16 protein-coding genes are annotated in these 18,264 nt (G+C 51.3%); 12 read left to right on the forward strand and 4 right to left on the reverse strand.

What is annotated here, in order from left to right; genetic code table 11:
• Window positions 1-14 precede the first annotated feature (14 nt).
• Window positions 15-1,385, forward strand: a complete 1,371-nt coding sequence (locus ABY802_RS02505; protein WP_372625428.1) for a class II fumarate hydratase — start codon at window positions 15-17, stop codon at window positions 1,383-1,385.
• Between the two features lie 149 nt (window positions 1,386-1,534).
• Window positions 1,535-3,199 carry an amidohydrolase gene (locus tag ABY802_RS02510; protein ID WP_372625429.1) on the forward strand — a complete coding sequence of 555 codons (1,665 nt, stop codon included), beginning with the start codon at window positions 1,535-1,537 and terminating at the stop codon, window positions 3,197-3,199.
• On the opposite strand, the gene ABY802_RS02515 is transcribed toward ABY802_RS02510, so the two are convergent.
• A complete protein-coding gene (locus ABY802_RS02515) occupies window positions 3,181-4,236 on the reverse strand; it encodes an AraC family transcriptional regulator (protein ID WP_372625430.1) in 1,056 nt (351 codons plus the stop codon). The two genes, ABY802_RS02510 and ABY802_RS02515, sit on opposite strands and share 19 nt — an antisense overlap.
• Before the next feature lie 186 nt (window positions 4,237-4,422).
• On the opposite strand from ABY802_RS02515, the gene ABY802_RS02520 reads away from it, so the two are divergent.
• Window positions 4,423-5,538 carry an alkane 1-monooxygenase gene (locus ABY802_RS02520; protein ID WP_372625431.1) on the forward strand — a complete coding sequence of 372 codons (1,116 nt, stop codon included), beginning with the start codon at window positions 4,423-4,425 and terminating at the stop codon, window positions 5,536-5,538.
• Window positions 5,539-5,643: 105 nt separating this feature from the next.
• Here the strand turns inward: ABY802_RS02520 and ABY802_RS02525 are convergent, their stop codons facing one another.
• Entirely contained in the window at window positions 5,644-6,027 is a 384-nt protein-coding gene (locus ABY802_RS02525) for an HPF/RaiA family ribosome-associated protein (protein ID WP_372625432.1), read from the reverse strand.
• A gap of 204 nt (window positions 6,028-6,231) precedes the next feature.
• Between ABY802_RS02525 and ABY802_RS02530 the strand changes: the two genes are divergently transcribed.
• From ABY802_RS02530 to ABY802_RS02560, 7 genes are all read left to right on the forward strand, one after another.
• Entirely contained in the window at window positions 6,232-6,975 is a 744-nt protein-coding gene (locus ABY802_RS02530) for a TrmH family RNA methyltransferase (protein WP_372625433.1), read from the forward strand.
• Window positions 6,976-7,037: 62 nt separating this feature from the next.
• On the forward strand, window positions 7,038-7,922 hold the full coding sequence (gene cysM, locus ABY802_RS02535) for a cysteine synthase CysM (RefSeq protein ID WP_372625434.1): 885 nt from the start codon (window positions 7,038-7,040) through the stop codon (window positions 7,920-7,922).
• 145 nt (window positions 7,923-8,067) lie between these two features.
• Complete coding sequence (locus tag ABY802_RS02540) at window positions 8,068-9,366, forward strand: porin (RefSeq protein ID WP_372625435.1); 1,299 nt, start codon at window positions 8,068-8,070, stop codon at window positions 9,364-9,366.
• Window positions 9,367-9,387: 21 nt separating this feature from the next.
• Window positions 9,388-11,019, forward strand: a complete 1,632-nt coding sequence (locus ABY802_RS02545; protein WP_372625436.1) for a BCCT family transporter — start codon at window positions 9,388-9,390, stop codon at window positions 11,017-11,019.
• Window positions 11,020-11,045: 26 nt separating this feature from the next.
• A complete protein-coding gene (locus tag ABY802_RS02550) occupies window positions 11,046-12,893 on the forward strand; it encodes a putative nucleotidyltransferase substrate binding domain-containing protein (RefSeq protein WP_372625437.1) in 1,848 nt (615 codons plus the stop codon).
• Between the two features lie 7 nt (window positions 12,894-12,900).
• The gene (locus ABY802_RS02555; RefSeq protein ID WP_372625438.1) at window positions 12,901-13,644 is read left to right on the forward strand and encodes a 3'-5' exonuclease; all 744 of its coding nucleotides are present in this window, start codon (window positions 12,901-12,903) and stop codon (window positions 13,642-13,644) included.
• A 100-nt stretch (window positions 13,645-13,744) separates the two neighbouring features.
• Window positions 13,745-14,266 (forward strand): DUF4442 domain-containing protein, encoded by a 522-nt coding sequence (locus tag ABY802_RS02560; protein ID WP_372625439.1) that lies wholly within the window; start codon window positions 13,745-13,747, stop codon window positions 14,264-14,266.
• A gap of 71 nt (window positions 14,267-14,337) precedes the next feature.
• Here the strand turns inward: ABY802_RS02560 and ABY802_RS02565 are convergent, their stop codons facing one another.
• Window positions 14,338-16,368 carry a PhoX family phosphatase gene (locus ABY802_RS02565; RefSeq protein WP_372625440.1) on the reverse strand — a complete coding sequence of 677 codons (2,031 nt, stop codon included), beginning with the start codon at window positions 16,366-16,368 and terminating at the stop codon, window positions 14,338-14,340.
• Between the two features lie 219 nt (window positions 16,369-16,587).
• Between ABY802_RS02565 and ABY802_RS02570 the strand changes: the two genes are divergently transcribed.
• Window positions 16,588-17,046 carry a GNAT family N-acetyltransferase gene (locus ABY802_RS02570; protein ID WP_372625441.1) on the forward strand — a complete coding sequence of 153 codons (459 nt, stop codon included), beginning with the start codon at window positions 16,588-16,590 and terminating at the stop codon, window positions 17,044-17,046.
• Window positions 17,047-17,084: 38 nt separating this feature from the next.
• Here ABY802_RS02570 and ABY802_RS02575 read toward each other — a convergent pair whose 3' ends face one another.
• On the reverse strand, window positions 17,085-17,789 hold the full coding sequence (locus ABY802_RS02575) for a 2OG-Fe(II) oxygenase (protein ID WP_372625442.1): 705 nt from the start codon (window positions 17,787-17,789) through the stop codon (window positions 17,085-17,087).
• A gap of 14 nt (window positions 17,790-17,803) precedes the next feature.
• Between ABY802_RS02575 and ABY802_RS02580 the strand changes: the two genes are divergently transcribed.
• Window positions 17,804-18,208: an acyl-CoA thioesterase gene (locus ABY802_RS02580; protein ID WP_372625443.1), complete on the forward strand. Its 405-nt coding sequence runs from the start codon at window positions 17,804-17,806 to the stop codon at window positions 18,206-18,208.
• Window positions 18,209-18,264 lie beyond the last annotated feature (56 nt).

Raw genomic sequence — 18,264 nt, forward strand, 5'->3', positions numbered from 1 at the left:
AAAAGGAGCTCGCCATGGCCACCCGGATTGAACATGACAGCATGGGCGAATTACAGGTACCCGCAGAAGCGCTTTATCAGGCCCAGACTCAGCGCGCCATTAACAACTTTACCCTAAGCCCGCTTACCCTGCCGCGGGCGTTTATTCAGGCAGTGTTGCATATAAAAAAAGCAGCGGCGGCAGCTAACAGTAAACTCGGTGTGCTGCAGCCAGAGATTGCCAGTGCCATTATTGATGCAGCAGAACAGCAGCTAGCCAACACTGATCTGGCACACTATCCGGTAGATGTATTTCAAACCGGCTCCGGCACCAGCACTAATATGAATGTGAATGAAGTGCTGGCTACCCTGGCCACTAAGCAACTGGGCCGGCAAGTACACCCGAACGACCATGTTAACGCCGGCCAGAGCAGTAATGATGTGATCCCGACTGCCATTCAGCTAAGCAGTGCCCTGGCTATTCATAACCAGCTTATACCCGCTCTGCGCCATATTCAGGCGGTGTTGGTAGTAAAAAGCCAGCAGGTTGGCCATGTGGTTAAAACCGGGCGCACCCATTTAATGGATGCGATGCCGGTGCGCTTTGAGCAGGTGCTGGGCGCCTGGCAAAGCCAGCTGGCGCACGCCGAGCAACTATTGCAGCAGCAACTGCCGCGCTTGCAACAATTAGCACAGGGTGGCACTGCCGTAGGTACCGGGGTAAATACCCACACCGACTTCGCATCCAGCTTTGCCGCTGAACTTAGCAAAGATACTGGCCTTGAGCTTAGCGCCAGTGACAACTTTTTCTTTAATATTGGTTCGCAGGATCTAGCAGTCTCCTGCTCGGGAGCCCTGAAAACCCTGGCAGTGGCACTGATGAAAATCAGCAACGATTTACGCTGGATGAACTCCGGGCCACTGGCCGGGCTGGCTGAAATAGAACTTGCCGCTTTACAACCGGGTTCCTCTATTATGCCAGGTAAAGTAAACCCGGTTATCCCTGAAGCGGTCGCTATGCTGTCTGCTCAGGTAATTGGCAACGATACCACCATTACCGTTGCTGGCCAGTCCGGTAACTTTGAACTGAATGTTATGCTGCCGCTGGTTGGTTATAACCTGTTGCAGAGTATTGAATTACTGAGCAATGGCTGCACAGAGCTGGCCGATAAGGCCATTAGCGAATTTAAAGTCAACGAGCCTAACATTGCTAAATCACTGGATAAAAATCCGATACTGGTGACCGCCTTAAACCCGGTTATTGGTTATGACAAAGCAGCGCAAATTGCCAAGCAAGCCTATAAAGAACAGCGCCCGGTGCTGGACATCGCGTTGGAGCAAACTGAGTTAAGTAAAGCGAAACTGCAAGAGTTGCTAAACCCGGCCAAATTGACCCGAAACGAATAAAGGCCTGAGAATGCGCAGGTAAAGGCACTGCAAGAGCTGGCGGGCTGCTTTTGGTCGCAGGCAATAGCGCAACAGCCGCGCCTGATGTCAAGCCGCTGATATTGCTGCTATAGTCAGCCTAAGCTTACTGATAACTAAAAAGGGTATCGATGAAACACAGCAAACTTTTTATGCTCGCCGCCGTGCTGGCATGCAGCACGACCTCAGCGGAACCGGTGCTGGTACATAATATCAAGGGATACGGCTTTAATGCAGACCGTGAGTTGGTGTCATTCAGTGCATTAGCTTTTGATGATGCCAGCGGCAAAGTATTGGCCCGGGGCGATAAAGCGCTATTACAGCAGTACGCGACAGCCCGGAAAATTGATGGCGCAGGCAAAACCATGCTGCCCGGCCTAATAGATGGTCATGGCCATATGCTGGGCCTGGGTGAGTACTTAAACCAGGCCGATTTACGGGGTATCGGCAGTGAGCAGGCTACCGTGGCTGAAGTTGCCCGCTTTGCTGCCACACAGCCGCAGGCGCCCTGGGTAATTGGCCGTGGCTGGAATCAGGTATTGTGGGACGACAAAGCGTTTCCCGGCAAAAGTCTGCTGGATGAAGCCGTCAGCGACCGGCCAGTCTGGCTGGTGCGGATAGATGCCCATGCTGGCTGGGCTAACAGCAAAGCACTGGCAGCTGCCGGTATTAGCAAAGATACCCTGGACCCGCCAGGTGGTGAAATTATCCGAGATGCCAACGGCAACCCAACCGGGGTGTTAATTGATAACGCTATGCAACTGGTGCAACAACAGATTCCGGCGCCAACCAGTGATGATAAAATTGCGGCGCTTAAGCTGGCATTTGGCCACTTGCTGGCACTGGGAATTACCAGCATGCACGATGCCGGTGTAGATACTGAACTGGCCGATATATATCAGGAAATGGCAGATAATAACCAGCTGCCCTTGCGCCTGTACGCCATGTTATCGGCAAAGGATCCGCAGCTGCCAAAATGGCTGGCCCAGGGTATTGTCGACGACCCGAAAGATTACCTGGATATACGCTCGGTCAAAATATACGGCGATGGCGCCCTGGGCAGTCGCGGAGCCGCGCTACTGGCAGATTATAGTGATCAGCCTGGCCAGACCGGCTTGCTGGTTACCCAACCGGACGCGTTAACCCAAATTATGAAACTTACTATGGATGCCGGCTTTCAGGCCAACGTGCATGCCATAGGTGATCGGGCCAACCGGCTGGCGTTAGATCGCTTTGAGCAACTGGCCACGCCAGAACAGCGCGCTGCCGGCCGCCACCGCATTGAACATGCGCAAATTGTGGCGCCCAAAGATATTCCGCGTTTTAAAACGTTGCATGTACTGCCTTCAATGCAGGCGGTGCATGCTACTTCAGATAAAAATATGGCTGGCGATCGCCTCGGCGTAGCGCGCTTGCGCGGTGCCTATGCCTGGCGCAGTTTTATTGATCAGGGCAGCATTATTGTTGGCGGTTCTGACTTTCCGGTAGAGCTGGCCAATCCGTTTCATGGGCTGCATGCCTCAGTAACCCGGCAGGATCAGCAAAACCAGCCGCCCGGTGGCTGGCTGCCAGAGCAACGCCTGACCCTGACTGAAGCGCTACGCTCATTCACTGTAGACGCTGCGTATGGCGCATTTCAGGAAGACAGCATGGGTACCCTGAGCCCCGGTAGCTGGGCAGATTTTATTCTGGTTGACCAGGATATCTTCACTATCGATCCCAGTCAGTTATGGCAGGTAGCAGCGGAGCAAACCTGGGTAAATGGCGAACTCAGGTATCAACAAGCAGCACAATAATGTTGTTGCCGGAACTGACTTGGCGAGAGTCCATGCTCTCGCCGGAAGGCCCGGCCAAAATTAGCAGGATCCGCATAGCCAAGTAAATAACCAATCTGCTGCACTGGCAGGGCGGTGGTTTGTAGATACTGCCGGGCCATTTCTCTGCGCCAATCTGCCACCAGTTGATGGTAACAGGTATCTTCCTGCATCAAGCGGCGACGCAGCGTGCGGCTGGACAACGCAAATTCAGCCGCGACCTGCTCAATTCCCGGGATCCGGCCCTTGGTCCGGCCCAGCATAAGCCGGATTAACCCGGCGAGACTCTGCCGCGGTTGCCAACGTTGTAATTCCTGTTCACATTGCGCTGTCAGCTGGCTTTGTACCTGACGGTCGGCCCAGGGCGAGACAATCGTCAGATCGGTTGCCTCCAGAATAAAGCGATGCTCATTTGCCGCAAAAATCACCGGGCATGGGAAAAACGCCTGATACAGGGCGCTGTAGCCTGGCTTGGCAAACGCAAACTGCACCTGCTTTAACCGATAGCGATGGCCGGAGATAAAATCCAGAATGGCATGTAAGGCAACCGCAAAGGTGTCGACCACAAACTGGCGAATATCCGCTAAAGGTTGTAACTCACTTAGCGTAAGCACCACCTGTTGCTGCTGTTGTTGCATTGTCAGGTTTAACAGCGGGCTGCGGGTAGAGGTATATTTACAAATTAACAGCAATGCTTGCTGCAAGTTACCACTGCTCATCGTTGCAAGCCCCAGCAGCCCATGGGTAGTGATGGTCAGCTGGCTACCAAGGTATAACCCCAGCGCCGGTTCATTTGTCCTGGCACTACAGAGTGTGATCACATCATGAAATTGTTGCCAGGTCAGGCTGGCATCAAACTGGTCTGGCAGCGCCGCTGATACACCGGCATCTGACAATATAAGCTGTGGGTTTGCGCCGCGGCTTTGCGTCAGATCGAGCAGGTTACGCAAATAATGGCCAGGTAACGCCACCTGATTACCGGCTTTAGCTGTGGTGGCAGCGATATTTTTATTATCCATTATGTGCGGCTACTCCATGGTCTTTTCAGCCCATCCTGATGCGCTTAGTGTAACCCAGCCCGCCTGCTCATTCTGCACGGCTGCTGCAATGTGGCCGCAAATGACCAGAAGTTGGCTGCTACTGCCCTGCCATCCATTCTTCTGCAGGCATAAGCTTACAACATGGTCATTTCTAAGCGAGTTTACATGTTTCACTACCTGAAATTCAGTTTGTTTCATTTGCTAACCCTGCCGTTTGTTATTGGCATTACCCTCGGTGGCAACTGGATGGCACTGGGGTTACTGGTAATATTATTGCTGGTGGTGGGTGGCGATCTGCTGTTTGGCAGTGATGCGACCGAACCTGACTACGCTCATCCCTGGCTGCTGAACAGTTTAGTGTATAGCTCGTTGCTGTTTATTTTACTGATATTTTTTGCCCTGCTCTGGAGTGTGGCTGCCGGCGACCTGTTTGGTTATGGCCAGCTAATCCAGCAGTTAACCGGTTATGACGCCCTTGCTGCCCGCAACGCCAGCCATTGGTGGCATTTTATCCCGGTGTGGCTGGGGGCAGGTTTGTTAGTTGCAATGGTCGGCACCGTGCCGGCCCATGAACTGACCCACCGTACCGCTGATCCGCTGGCAATGCTGACCGGCCGCTGGCTACTGGCATTCAGCTTTGATTGCTCATTTGCTATTGAGCATGTGTATGGCCATCACCGGTATGTAGGAACCTGCCAGGATCCGGCGACAGCACCAAGGGGTCGCAATGTGTACCACCACATTTTGCACTCTACTTTTTATGGCAACTGCAGTGCCTGGCGTATTGAAACACAGCGGCTGACCCGGCAAAACAAACCTGTATTCAGTATTTACAACCGTTTTTTACGGGGTACCGCGATGTCAGTGCTTTTGGGGATAGCGGCCTTCAGTCTGGCCGGCTGGCTTGGTTTACTGCTGTTTACGGCCAGCGCATTACTTGCTAAAGCAGTACTGGAGGTGGTCAATTATATTGAACATTATGGTATTGAAAGAGCCGTTAATCAGCCGGTAAGGCCTCACCATAGCTGGAACAGCACAAAACGGATTAGCAGTTGGGCCAGCTTTAACCTGACACGGCATTCACACCATCATGCCAAGGCGCAGCTGCCATTTTATCAGTTAAAAGCCTTTCCTGAGGCGCCAGATCTGCCCACCGGTTATCTCGGTTCAATGTTACTGGCATTACTGCCACCGCTGTGGTTTCGTTTAATGACGCCGAAACTGCAGCAATGGGATTTACAATATCGGCCCAATACCGACAATACCCCGGCAAAGCTGTAGCGGGTCAATACTAACTGGCGCAAAATGCGCGTTAATCTAAAAAAAAGCCGCAGAGGCTAAACCTAACCTGCGGCTTTTTAAAAATCGAAAATCTGACGTTTGTAATTAGCTTACTTCATCTACCGGATCTGCCGGCTCGGGTTCAGAGAAATCCGGACTACCAGCCCGGGTATGTTTGTCCCGTAACTTGCCAATGGCCGAACTTAATTTACGCTGCATTTTGTCGGCAGCGCCACTGACAGCCTGGCCAACGGTTGCCGCATGCTCAGTAATGGCAATAGGCTCCATTCCTTCCGGTCTGGCTTCTAACAGGCAACGTTTATCGTTGCCATCGTGTTTGGTATGGCCATTTTCGTCACTTAAATGCACCTCAATCCGGGTAACATGGTCGGCAAACCGACTTAATTTATTCTGCAATGTTTCGCGCACAAACTCGGCCAGCCGCTCATCGGCTTGAATATTACGATCACTGTTAATTTGAATTTGCATAGACTACTCCTGATAATGACACTGAGTCGGGACTCTTTTTACAGACCCTACCCGCGTCGAAAGGTTGCATACTACTACCCCTTATCTGGAGACGCCCGGGAGCACAGTCAAGGTCAGACTTACTAATTTATCGCTGATAAAATCAGACAGCACCAGAAAGACTGGTTAAAATAGCCTTAATTTATCGCGAAAAAAGCCAGAAATATGATAAGTAATAAATGGGCCAAGCTGATTAAATCGCTTCACCTGAAAAAGTACCGCAAAGCCGAGCAGCTTTTTTTTGTTGAAGGTGAAAAAGCGGTGTTAGAGGTACTCGCCTCAGGCTGGCCGATACGCGCGCTGTTTGCTACGCAAGCGTTTGCGCAGCAGCATCCGCAAGCTGTTAACGCCGCTTTGATGCAAACATGCAGCAGCGACGAGTTGGTTAAAGTAGGCACGTTCAGCAGTAACGACGCGGCACTGGCCGTCGTGGAAATACCACACTGGCCGCTATTTAGCGCAAGCCCTGCCAGCTGGACTTTGGTGCTGGATAATATTAACGACCCGGGGAATCTGGGCACTATTATTCGTATTGCCGACTGGTATGGCATTAAACATATTCTATGCTCGCCCGACACCGCAGATTGCTACAACCCGAAAGTGATTGCCGCTGCCAAAGGCTCGTTTTTACGGGTGCAGCTGCATTACCTGCCGCTGGCAGAGGCATTGGCTCATGCCAATATGCCGGTATACGGCGCCTACCTGGGCGGTGACAATGTGCATCAGCTAAAGCTTGAGACAGCTGGTGGCTATATTGTGCTGGGCAATGAAGCCAACGGCATCAGTAGCGATGTCGGCCAGCATGTCAGCCGTAAAATTACCATTCCGGCCTTTGGCGACGCTGAATCGTTAAATGTTGGCATTGCCGCAGCGGTTATTTGCGACAACCTGCGTAGGCTAAGCCATTAACAGCCAAGCCGCTTTGCGTTAAACTGACGCCATTCTGTTATTCGTTCCTTGGCGGTTTTACCATGATGTTTCCTACAATTGAGCATGAAGTTGGCAATACCCGGCTGGTTAAATTACAGCGAATGGCCGCGCACACCAACAGCACCGTTTTACTAAAACTGGAAGGTGATAACCCAGCGGGCTCGGTAAAAGACCGGCCGGCGCTAAATATGATAGTGCAGGCCGAGTTGCGTGGCGATATTAAGCCTGGGGATAGGATAATTGAAGCCACCAGTGGTAATACTGGCATTGCCCTGGCGATGGCGGCCGCCATTAAAGGCTACGCCATGACGCTGATTATGCCGGATAACGCCACTGAAGAGCGCAAAAGCAGTATGCGGGCTTATGGTGCAGAGCTTATTTTGGTAACCAAAGAGCAAGGCATGGAAGGCGCCCGCGATTTAGCCTTGCAGATGCAGGCACAAGGCTTGGGCATTGTGCTGGATCAGTTTAATAACCCGGATAACCCGGCGGCACATTATGCCAGCACCGGACCGGAGATCTGGCAGCAAAGCCAGCAGCAGGTAACCCATTTTGTCAGCAGTATGGGCACCACCGGCACCATTATGGGGGTGTCGCGTTATTTAAAAGAACAAAACCCCGAGATACAGATCATCGGCTTACAACCAGCTGAAGGGGCCAGTATTCCCGGCATTCGGCGCTGGCCTGAGGCTTATCTGCCTGGCTTTTTTGAAAAAAGCCGGGTCGATCAAGTTATTGATATCAGTCAGGATGATGCGCTAACCGCCATGCGTCGTTTAGCAAAAGAGGAAGGCATTTTTGCCGGGGTCAGTTCCGGCGGTTCAGTGCATGCCGCCATTCAGCTGGCTGAGCAACATGATAATGCGGTAATAGTCGCGATTATCTGCGACCGGGGCGATCGCTATTTGTCTGCCAATATCTTTTAATTTATGCTGTGAAACGTCACAATCCAGTGTTATCGAGTCGCTAAACCAGCCATTCCGATCTAGACCGGTTTGGCATAACTTGCTCATTAGTCTATCCTTATAGCCTCTGCGTCATCCGTTGTTCCTCTAACTAAAAGGTCCGTTTATGAAAACCCACTGCAGAATCGCCCTGATCGCTGCCGCTGGTTGCTTTGTATCACCAGCCGCGCTTGCCGCCACTCCTGCCGAAACAGACGAAATAAAGCAACAACTTGAACTGTTAAAAGCTCAAATTTCCGCGCTGGAAGCACGTCTGGTGGAGCAAGAACAACAAACAGAGCTTGCTGAGCAACAATCCCGTGGTCTGGCGGTAGCCGAGGCCGAGCCAGCTGCCAGTAAAAAAGAAGACGGCATTAAACTTGGCGGGGCTATTCGCACCAATTACAGCCATACCTCCTACAGTGATGGCAACAAAGACCGCGGCGGCGATTTTGATTTTGATATTTTCCGGCTGAATTTAAAAGGCAGTATTGGCGATGTGTTGCTAAACGCCGAAATTCGCTTTTTTGATTATATGACCGCCGTCAAATATGCCTATGTTGGTTATCAGTTTACTGACGACTGGCAAGTGCAGGCCGGCATTACTCAGGTGCCGTTTGGTAACTGGCCTTACAATTCTCACAATTGGTTTTTCAGTACCAACTATTACCTCGGGCTGGAAGATGATCACGATTTAGGGATTTTATTTAAACGTCAACTTAGTGATAACTGGCAACTGGATTTAGGCTTTTTTAAAAATGATGAATTAGGTGGCGTAGATGGCTATGTCAGCAGCAGAGCCGACCGCTACTCCTATGATATTGTCGGTGCCCGCCTGCCCGGTGACGGCATATACGATGATCCGGCCCAGCCGCTGGGTGAGTACAATACCTTAAGTGGCCGTTTTGGCTATCACGTTAGCCATGGCGAGTTGAAAACCGAACTTGGCGTGTCCGCGCTGGCAGGTGGCCTGCATAACGGCCAGACCCGGGCCGGAGATTATAACGCCTGGGCGCTGCACAGCAACAGCTACTACCATAACTGGAATCTGCAACTGCAATACACCCAGTATCAGTACGATATTGACGGTGTAGAACAAATGGCCGTTGGCGCCTATGCTTTTTATGATTCTATTGCCGCCGAAGCCACCTCGGCCACAGTAAACCTGGCTTACAGTGTCCCCGTTGAGTGGGGTCCGGTAACCGGTCTGCAGTTTTACAATAACTATGGCCTGGTATACGACAAGTCTGATGGCAGCCGCGACACCATGATGAACATAACCGGCTTCTCAGTTGCTGCAGGCGGTTTGTTCACCTATTTCGATTTGGTGCATGCCAAAAACCAACCCTTTGTCGGCGGCAGTGCCATTGGCGACAGTAGCGAAACCGAGCGCCGTTTCAACATTAACATCGGCTATTATTTTTAAAATAAAAACAAGGACCTAATAATGACAACTGAAAAGGATCCGATGATCCCAGATGGCAAAGTTAATCCGATTGATACCGATTATCAGGTAGGCCAGGACAATATCGTGGTGAAGCTCGGACCCTTTGGTCTGGATATTCACAACCGAGTGTTCCTGATCTCCGGGCTAAGCATTGTTGTTTTTGTGCTGCTTACCCTTATTTTTCATGTGCAGGCAGCAAGCCTGTTCAGCGACATGCGCGGCTGGCTTACCAGCAATCTCGACTGGTTTTTTATCAGCGCCGCAAATATTTTTGTGCTGTTGTGTCTGGGCTTAATTATTTCACCTTTGGGAAAAGTGCGGTTAGGGGGCACTGAAGCCACCCCTGATTTCAGCTATATAGGCTGGTTTTCGATGCTGTTTGCTGCAGGTATGGGTATCGGTCTGATGTTCTACGGTGTGTCCGAGCCGCTATCGCATTTTAACAGTGCCCTGGCCGGCACCACGATGGAAGATGGCGTGCGTACCGACTGGGCGCCACTGGCCGGTGCCGCCGGTGATGCCCTGGCGGCTGAGCGGCTTGGCATGGCCGCCACTATTTACCACTGGGCGCTGCACCCCTGGGCCATCTACGCCATTCTGGCGTTAGGTCTGGCGTTATTTTCGTTTAATAAAGGTTTGCCACTGACAATTCGCTCCGTATTTTACCCTTTGCTCGGCGAGCGGGTATGGGGCTGGCCGGGACATATTATTGACATTCTGGCGGTATTTGCCACCTTGTTTGGTTTGGCGACATCCTTAGGCCTGGGTGCTTCGCAGGCGAGTGCTGGCTTAAATTATCTGTTCAATTGGCCGCAAGGCATAACCACTGAGGTATTACTGGTTATTGGTATTACCATGATAGCCCTGGTATCTGTACTGGCGGGCCTGGAAGCTGGAGTAAAACGATTATCTGAAATTAATATGACGCTGGCGGCCTTGCTGTTGCTGTTTGTTATTATTGTTGGCCCGACCTTAGCTATTTTAACTGGCTTCGTCAGCAATTTAGGCGCTTATTTTCAATATTTACCAGAACTTGCTAATCCGGTGGGCCGGGAAGATGCTAACTTTTCCCAGGGCTGGACCGCCTTTTACTGGGCCTGGTGGATTAGCTGGTCGCCTTTTGTTGGTATGTTTATCGCCCGGGTGTCACGCGGTCGCACCGTACGTGAGTTTTTAGTATCAGTACTACTTATTCCATCACTGGCCTGTGTACTTTGGATGACCGTTTTCGGCGGCACGGCGATTAGCCAGGTTGTGCAGGACGGCTATATGGCAGCAGTTGAAGCGGCCCTGCCATTGCAGCTATTCAGCATGCTGGATGCGCTGCCGCTGGCTGGCATCACCTCTTTTATCGCTATTATTCTGGTGGTGGTGTTTTTTGTTACTTCCTCAGACTCGGGCTCTCTGGTTATTGATACCATTGCCGCTGGCGGTAAAGTGGACGCGCCAACCCCGCAACGGGTGTTCTGGTGTACCTTCGAGGGCCTGGTCGCTATTGCCTTAATTCTGGGTGGTGGTCTGGTAGCGTTGCAAGCCATGGCGGTTTCAACCGGCTTCCCGTTTACCTTAGTACTGTTAGCGTCCTGCGTAGCGGTAGTAAAAGGCCTGATGTCTGAACCACGCGGCAATTAAGCGGGCCTATCAATGGAACACGCCCCGTGGAAATAGAGCAGATTGAAATACTGGAGTTTTTGAAACGGTATTCGCCGTTTCAAGAGCTGCCAGCTGACCAAATACAGCAAGTGGCATTGAGTATTGATATCGGATATTTCAAGGCGGGTAGTGATATCCTGCGTTTTAACGAGCCGTTGCACGCACTGCACATGGTGCGAAGTGGCGCAGTTGAAACGTTTCGCCGCAATGGTGATTTATACAACCGACTAAGCGAGGGAGGTATTTTTGCAGAGCAAGGTCTGTTGCGTGGTGGCAAAGTGCGTTTCCCGGCTACCGCGTTAGAAGACACCCTGATTTACTTTATTCCGGATAAGGTATTTCAGCAGCTGTTTGATGAAAATGAGTTTTTTGCTGACTATGTCCAGGTGGGTGATAGTGAGCGGCGTAAGACCAGTACAGCCAGCAGCCAGGCGCGCGCCGATTTGCTCGGTGCTACGGTCGGTACGCTGTTAAGCAGGGACCCTGTATCGATAAGCTCTGATGCTAACGTCTGGCAAGCCGCTCAATTGATGACCGAGCAAAGTGTGTCATCGCTGCTGATCCTGGATCAAGATCAGCATCTCACCGGTATCATCACTGACAAGGACATCCGTGCCCGTCTGGTGGCACCGGGTTTAAAATCTGAAACGCCCGTTACCGAAATTATGTCGGCTAACCCCATTACCATCGAGCAACAACAGTATATTTTTGAAGCAATGATGCTGATGCTGCGCCATAATCTACACCACTTACCGGTAGTAAAACAGCAGAGGGCGGTTGGCGTTATCGCCATTTCCGATATTATCCGCTTTGAATCACAAAACAGCCTGTACGTGGTAAGCCGTATTTTTCGAAAGCAAACGATTGCAGAGCTGCAGACACTGGTACCCGATGTGCACGCCTGTTTCGTGCGGATGGTAAACGAAGATGCCAATTCGCAAATGATTGGCAGCGCCATGGCCGCTATTGGCCGCAGCTTTAAGCAGCGGCTGCTGGAACTGGCCGAGGCTGAGCTGGGGCCTCCGCCAGTGCCCTACTGCTTTTTAGCGCTGGGATCGATGGCCCGTGATGAGCAATTGGTTCTGACCGATCAAGACAACGCGCTGGTGCTGGATAATCGCTTTGATGCCAAGTTACATGGCAGCTACTTTAAGCAGCTGGCAACCTTTGTTTCTGATGGTCTGGCGGCCTGCGGTTATACCTATTGTACAGGTAACGTGATGGCGACGAATAAAGAATGGCGCCAGCCGCTAAAAGTATGGCAGCAGTATTTTCAAAGCTGGATAGAGCAGCCAACTGCTGAACGGCTGCTGCAAAGTTCGATTTTTTTTGATATCGATGGCGTCTGGGGCCAAACTCAGTGGGCCGAACAATTGCAACGGTTAGTCAGTAATCTGGCCCGAAAAAAACCACTTTTTCTGGCCAGCATGGCCCGCAATGCGCTGAGCCGCACGCCACCACTGGGCTTTTTTAAAGACTTTGTGATGGAGCAAGATGGCAAACAAAACAACAGCTTAAATATTAAAAGGCGGGGCACTGCGCCCTTTGTCGATTTAATCAGAGTGCATGCACTGGCTATTGGCTCTACAGAGAGTAACTCTTACAGCCGGCTTCAGGACATTACCGCCGCAGCAGTTATGCCTAAGGGGCGGGCCGAAGACTTGCGTGACGCCTTTGAGGTCATTGCCATGACCCGCATTCGCCATCAGGCGGCAGCGCTAAGCCAGGGTAAAGAGCCTGATAATAATGTGCTGCCAGAGCAACTATCAGAATTTGAACGCAAGCATTTAAAAGAAGCATTTCAGGTACTGAGCAACGCCCAAAAGTTTATGAAGTTTCATTTAAAGGCCTAAGCCAACGATGATTTATCTGGGTCCAAACCAGCAAAGCGCGCGCGTACCCTCCGCCAATAGCCCCGACTGGCAGCTTTATTACCAGCAACAGGCAGCGATCGTTACGCACCCACTTCTGCAACAATTTTACGGCACAGGCATGGTAGCTGCCAGCACGCCAATCAGCCAGGTACCACTGGTCGCTATTGATTTTGAAACCACTGGCCTTAGTGCCGATAATAACGGCATTGTCAGTATTGGCATGGTGCCGTTTAATCTGCAGGTTATATTCAGCTCTCAGGCACGGCAATGGTTGTTAAAACCCCGTTTTGCACTTAGTGACGACTCAGTTACCGTGCACCGGATCACTCATTCAGAAATCAGCAGCGCGCCCGATCTTAGCGCGGTATTGCCAGAGCTGCTACCCCTACTCGCCGGCAAGATCGCAGTAGTTCATTACCGACAGATAGAACGCGATTTTCTCGCTGCCAGTGTTAAGGTGCGGTTAGGTGAGAGTATCTTATTTCCGGTGATTGATACCCTGGAGCTGGAAGCCCGCCTATACCGGACAAAACCGCTCAGCTGGTGGGATAAAATACGCAAACGCCAGCCGGTTTCCATCCGGCTGGATGCCAGTCGCAACCGTTACAACCTGCCGCCTTACCGGCCACATCATGCGGTAACTGATGCCATTGCCAGTGCCGAATTGTTGCAAGCACAAATTTGTCATCGCTTCAGCCCCGATACCCCGGTTAGTGAGCTATGGTGTTAGCGATTTCAGCTGCTCGCGGTTTAAGGTGTTAGCCGTGGCCGCTTGCAAATCACGTTGGCCAAAGGCATAGTAACCGAAATTATTATCAGGTCAGACCACAATGAGCCAAGCCGATTCTGCCATGCCCGCGACCACTAAACCTAACAAGCTGCAACGTATTGTCAGCAAATGCTACCAGCTGCCACAAGCACTGCAGGCTTTTGCCTTAACGACGGTATTTGGCCGGGTAATTAAATTCGCCGGTACTGCCGGGGTCGAAGTGTTAGAACTGAAAGGCACTCGCTCAGTGCTGCGCTTAAAAAATCGCAAAAAGGCGCAAAACCACATTGGTTCGGTGCATGCCGCCGCCACAGGCTTGCTGGCTGAATCAGCCACTGGCTTTTTAGTCGGCATTCATCTGCCCGACAGCAAATTACCGCTGCTAAAGCAAATGCAAGTTGATTATATAAAACGCTCAACCGGCGACTTAACCGCGGTAGCAAGCCTTACAGCAGAGCAAATTGCCGCGATGCATAACGATGAAAAAGGCGAAGTGACGGTGGCGGTAACCATCACTGACAGCGTCGGCGTAGAGCCGGTTCACGCCAAAATGACCTGGGCCTGGATCCCGAAAAAGCGCTGAGCAACGCTACAGCGACACACAACAAACCGGCAGCGTGTCTGCCGGTTTATCGGTAACGCATCACAAGTAACCTAACTTCCTATCACGCCGCCGTCGTCTTTGGTAATCACCACCGTAGCCGAGCGGGGCCGGCTATTGCCGCCATCTGGCCAGTTGCTGGTAAAGTTATCGGGTGCGGAGCGATCGCCCGGGTGCTGGATATTTACAAACAGGGTTTTCATATCCGGGGTGGCGCTAATGCCGGTGACTTCACAGTCGGTTGGCCCCACTAAAAACCGTTTTATCTGGCGGGTTACCGGATCGGCCACCAACATCTGGTTATTACCATAGGGGCCCTCCCCTTGCTGGCTGCCGCTCATATCGGTCTGGATCCAAAGTAAGCCATTTTTATCAAACCATAACCCATCGGGGCTGGCCAGGTGGTTGTCTGCGGTTAAGGTCAGCTCACTGTCTGGCGTTGCGGTACCAACATCACCCGCCAGCAGAAAAATATCCCAGTCAAAGGCCGTGGCTTCCTGGCTGTTGCGCTCGTGCCAGCGAATAATATGGCCAGTAGTGTTATTTGCTCTGGGATTAGCCGCATCCAATTGATCTTCAGTGCGCCGGCTGTTATTTGTCAGGGTAAAATAAACTTCACCGGTTTCAGGGTGTACCGCGCCCCATTCTGGCCGGTCCATCTTGGTGGCACCGACAATATCAGCTGCTAATCGGGTATTAATCAGCACATCCGCCTGATCAGCAAATACCCCCCCTGCAGTAGCGACCTTCGCTACAAAATCCGGATTATTCAGATCCAGCGGCAACCATTCACCGCTGCCATCATCGTTAAAGCGCGCAACATACAAAATGCCGTCGTTCAGTAAATGGCCACCGGCCGTGTTCTGAAAATACGGTGCAGCCGAGACAAATTTATAGATATATTCAAAACGTGAATCATCACCGGAATAAAACACCAACGGTTTGCCCTCTTCCAGCTTACCGAAAATAATGCCTTCGTGACCAAAGCGCCCAAGTGCAGTGCGTTTTTGCGGCACGCTGTCGGGGTTAAACGGGTCAATTTCGACAATCCAGCCAAAGGTGTTGGGTTCGTTACGATAATCCGCACTGGCATCTGCCGCCAGGGTGCTGGCGTTAAAACGTTGATACTGATCAGCGGCCGGAGTGGCCGTTTCCCATAAGTATCGGCCATTATTGGCCGGTACGCCGTAGCGCCGGTGCTCACGCGGTTGCTCCGCATCGGTATTAACAAAATAACCCGCCCAGTTCTCTTCGCAGGTTAAATACGTGCCCCAGGGCGTATAGCCGTTACCGCAGTTATTTAAAGTGCCGCGAGTGCGATGGCCATCCGGGCTGTATTTAGTAACCACTTTCGCGCTGCCGCGCACCGGACCAGCCAGCTCCATTGGTGTGGCGCCAGTAATACGGCGATTAAAAGGACTGTTATTGACCAGCGCCCAGCTGCCATCGGCTTGTTTTTGAATGTGAGCCACCGTTACGCCATGTGCTGCTACTTCTTTTCGCACTTCGTCAGCCAGGCGCGGTACCGTGGTAATACCGTTGGGGTGGATCAGGTTGTTATCGATATATTCGTGGTTAAACACCAGCAGGCCTTCTGCTGAATTTTCTGCGCTGGTTCTGCTGTCGATAGGGAAAAAATGCATGCCGTCGTGGTGCATGCCTACCTGTTGCTCCTGCTCGCTGCCACTGTTGCTGCCATCGGCCAGATAGGCCGGGTAACTACCACTAAGCGGCGTGCCCCAGGGCAGAAACGGCCTGGCTGTATAGCCCGCTGGCACGGTAATGGTATCGGCACGGTTGGTGGCAATAGCAGCAAAGCCCAATAGCGGCGCGCTGGTAACCGGCGGAACGGTTGGCCCGGCCGACGAAGTGTCATCGCTATTGCTGTTGCAGCCAGCGAGGGTGCTGCCCAGAAAGGCTGCCATCGCCGCGCCCATGCTGCCCTTGATAAAATTGCGCCTGGCCATTCGGCTGTCAACTATTGCGGCGAAGGTGGGGTTTAACGAAAAATTGGTTTGCGGGTCAACGCCCGAGTTATCGATACTGATGGACACTACATTCTGGTTGCTTTTGCTGGCGGTCATTATTATTGCTCCGGCTTGGTACGGATGATTAGTACGGATGATTAGGCCGCTCTATTTAACCGGCAATAAATGGCAAAACCGTTACAGTAAAATAGCATTTTTGTGATATTTGCTGCGACAGCGCCTTGTTGTTTGCTACAGGCTACTGGCGCAGCAAGGGTTGCCTCTGATATAGTTCTTTAACAGTGCGTTAGCGCAGGAAATAAGGGAACTTAGTGTATGCAATGGCAAGTACAGACTTTTGCCGATCTGGACACCTTAACACTGTACTCAATGTTGCAGTTGCGGGTGGATGTATTCGTGGTAGAACAAAATTGCCCTTATCCTGAACTGGACGATAAGGATCTGCACCCGCAAACCCGCCATATTATTTTAAAGAAGGGCGACAAAGTTATCGCCTACTCACGAGTATTAGCACCGGACGTCAGTTTCCCAGGCTTTCCTGGCATTGGCCGGGTGTGTGTGTCACAAACGGCCCGCAGGCTTGGCCTGGGCCGGGTGTTAATGGACAAAACCCTGGAAGTCACCGAGCAATACTGGCCGGATATGGATATTCATATCTCTGCTCAGTGCTACTTACAACAGTTTTATCAGGAATCGGGCTTTGAAAGTGCCAGCGAACCTTATCTGGAAGATGATATTCCGCATTTAAAAATGATTAAGCGGACAGCACAGTAAAGCAACATTCATAAAAGCCGCAGAATATGCGGCTTTTTTCAACGTTTTGGTTGCCCATATAACTGCTCTGCACGGTTAAATAAAATCCAGCTGGTTAAGATGTACTTGTCGTTTGAAACCGGCGTGCAGCCGCGGTGGGTATGGGTAAAGTAGGCTGGCGCGATAACCATCCGGCCGGTTTTCGGGCTGATCGCTTTATTCTGATAGTAAAACTCGGTCTGGCCGCCCTCTGCCACATCATTTAAATAGAACATAAATAACAAGGTACGGTGCAGTGGCTCATTGTCAGGTAACTGCGGATACACCTCACAGTGCCAGTAATTATAATTGCCCTTGCCTGCCTGGTATTTCTGCGCCTGTATCGGCCCCAACCGATATAAGGTTCGCATAAAATCACTGGCTTTAGGGGCGCCAAATTCAGCATAGTTATCATGGGTAATCGGCAGCGGCTGGCCCGTTTTTGGATGGCTTATGGTTAAACCGACCGGTGCGATTAAAGCAAAATGATACTTGGCAAAATATTCAGCGGCATAACGGCTGGTGACATCAACAATGTGTTGTAAGGCTGCCTGATACTCAGGATGCTGATTTAAATATAAGTCAGTACTTATTTTTTTACTGGTATCTACCCCGGCGCCTGTGCGTCCTGCCACCACATGCGGACTGTTGTCAAAATGCGTGATTAGCTGTTGGCAAAAGTCCGGGCTTAACGCATTATCGTACACCTCTATAAAATCTGTCATGAGAATTCCTGGTTATGTTTAGTGAAATTATCCAGCCCCGCTTTTCTGAAACCGACGCTTTGGGGCATATTAATAACACCGTTTTTGCCGTGTGGTTCGAAGGGGCCCGTACGGCGCTTTTTCGTATTTTTACCCCAGAGCTTAATCTGAAACAATGGCCACTAATCATTGCCAGAGTCACTATCGACTATCATGCCCAAACTCAGTATGGGGAGCCAGTAGAAATTCGTACCTTTATCAGCCGCCTTGGCGGTAGCTCCTTTGACGTGTATCAGCAAGCATGGCAAAACGGGATTAAATGCGCCACTGGCACCACGGTAATGGTACAGTTTGATTATCAGCAACAGCAAGCCCAACCCTTAACTGCGCAGCAGAAAAAAGCGCTTGGTGAACATTTATTCGAGCCAGCTGACCGTTAACCAGGGGTCGTTGGTCGAAAGCCACTGGCTATTCAACTCTGCAACAGCTAGCGTGG

This window comes from Arsukibacterium sp., from assembly GCF_041616895.1.
Taxonomy (GTDB): domain Bacteria; phylum Pseudomonadota; class Gammaproteobacteria; order Enterobacterales; family Alteromonadaceae; genus Alishewanella.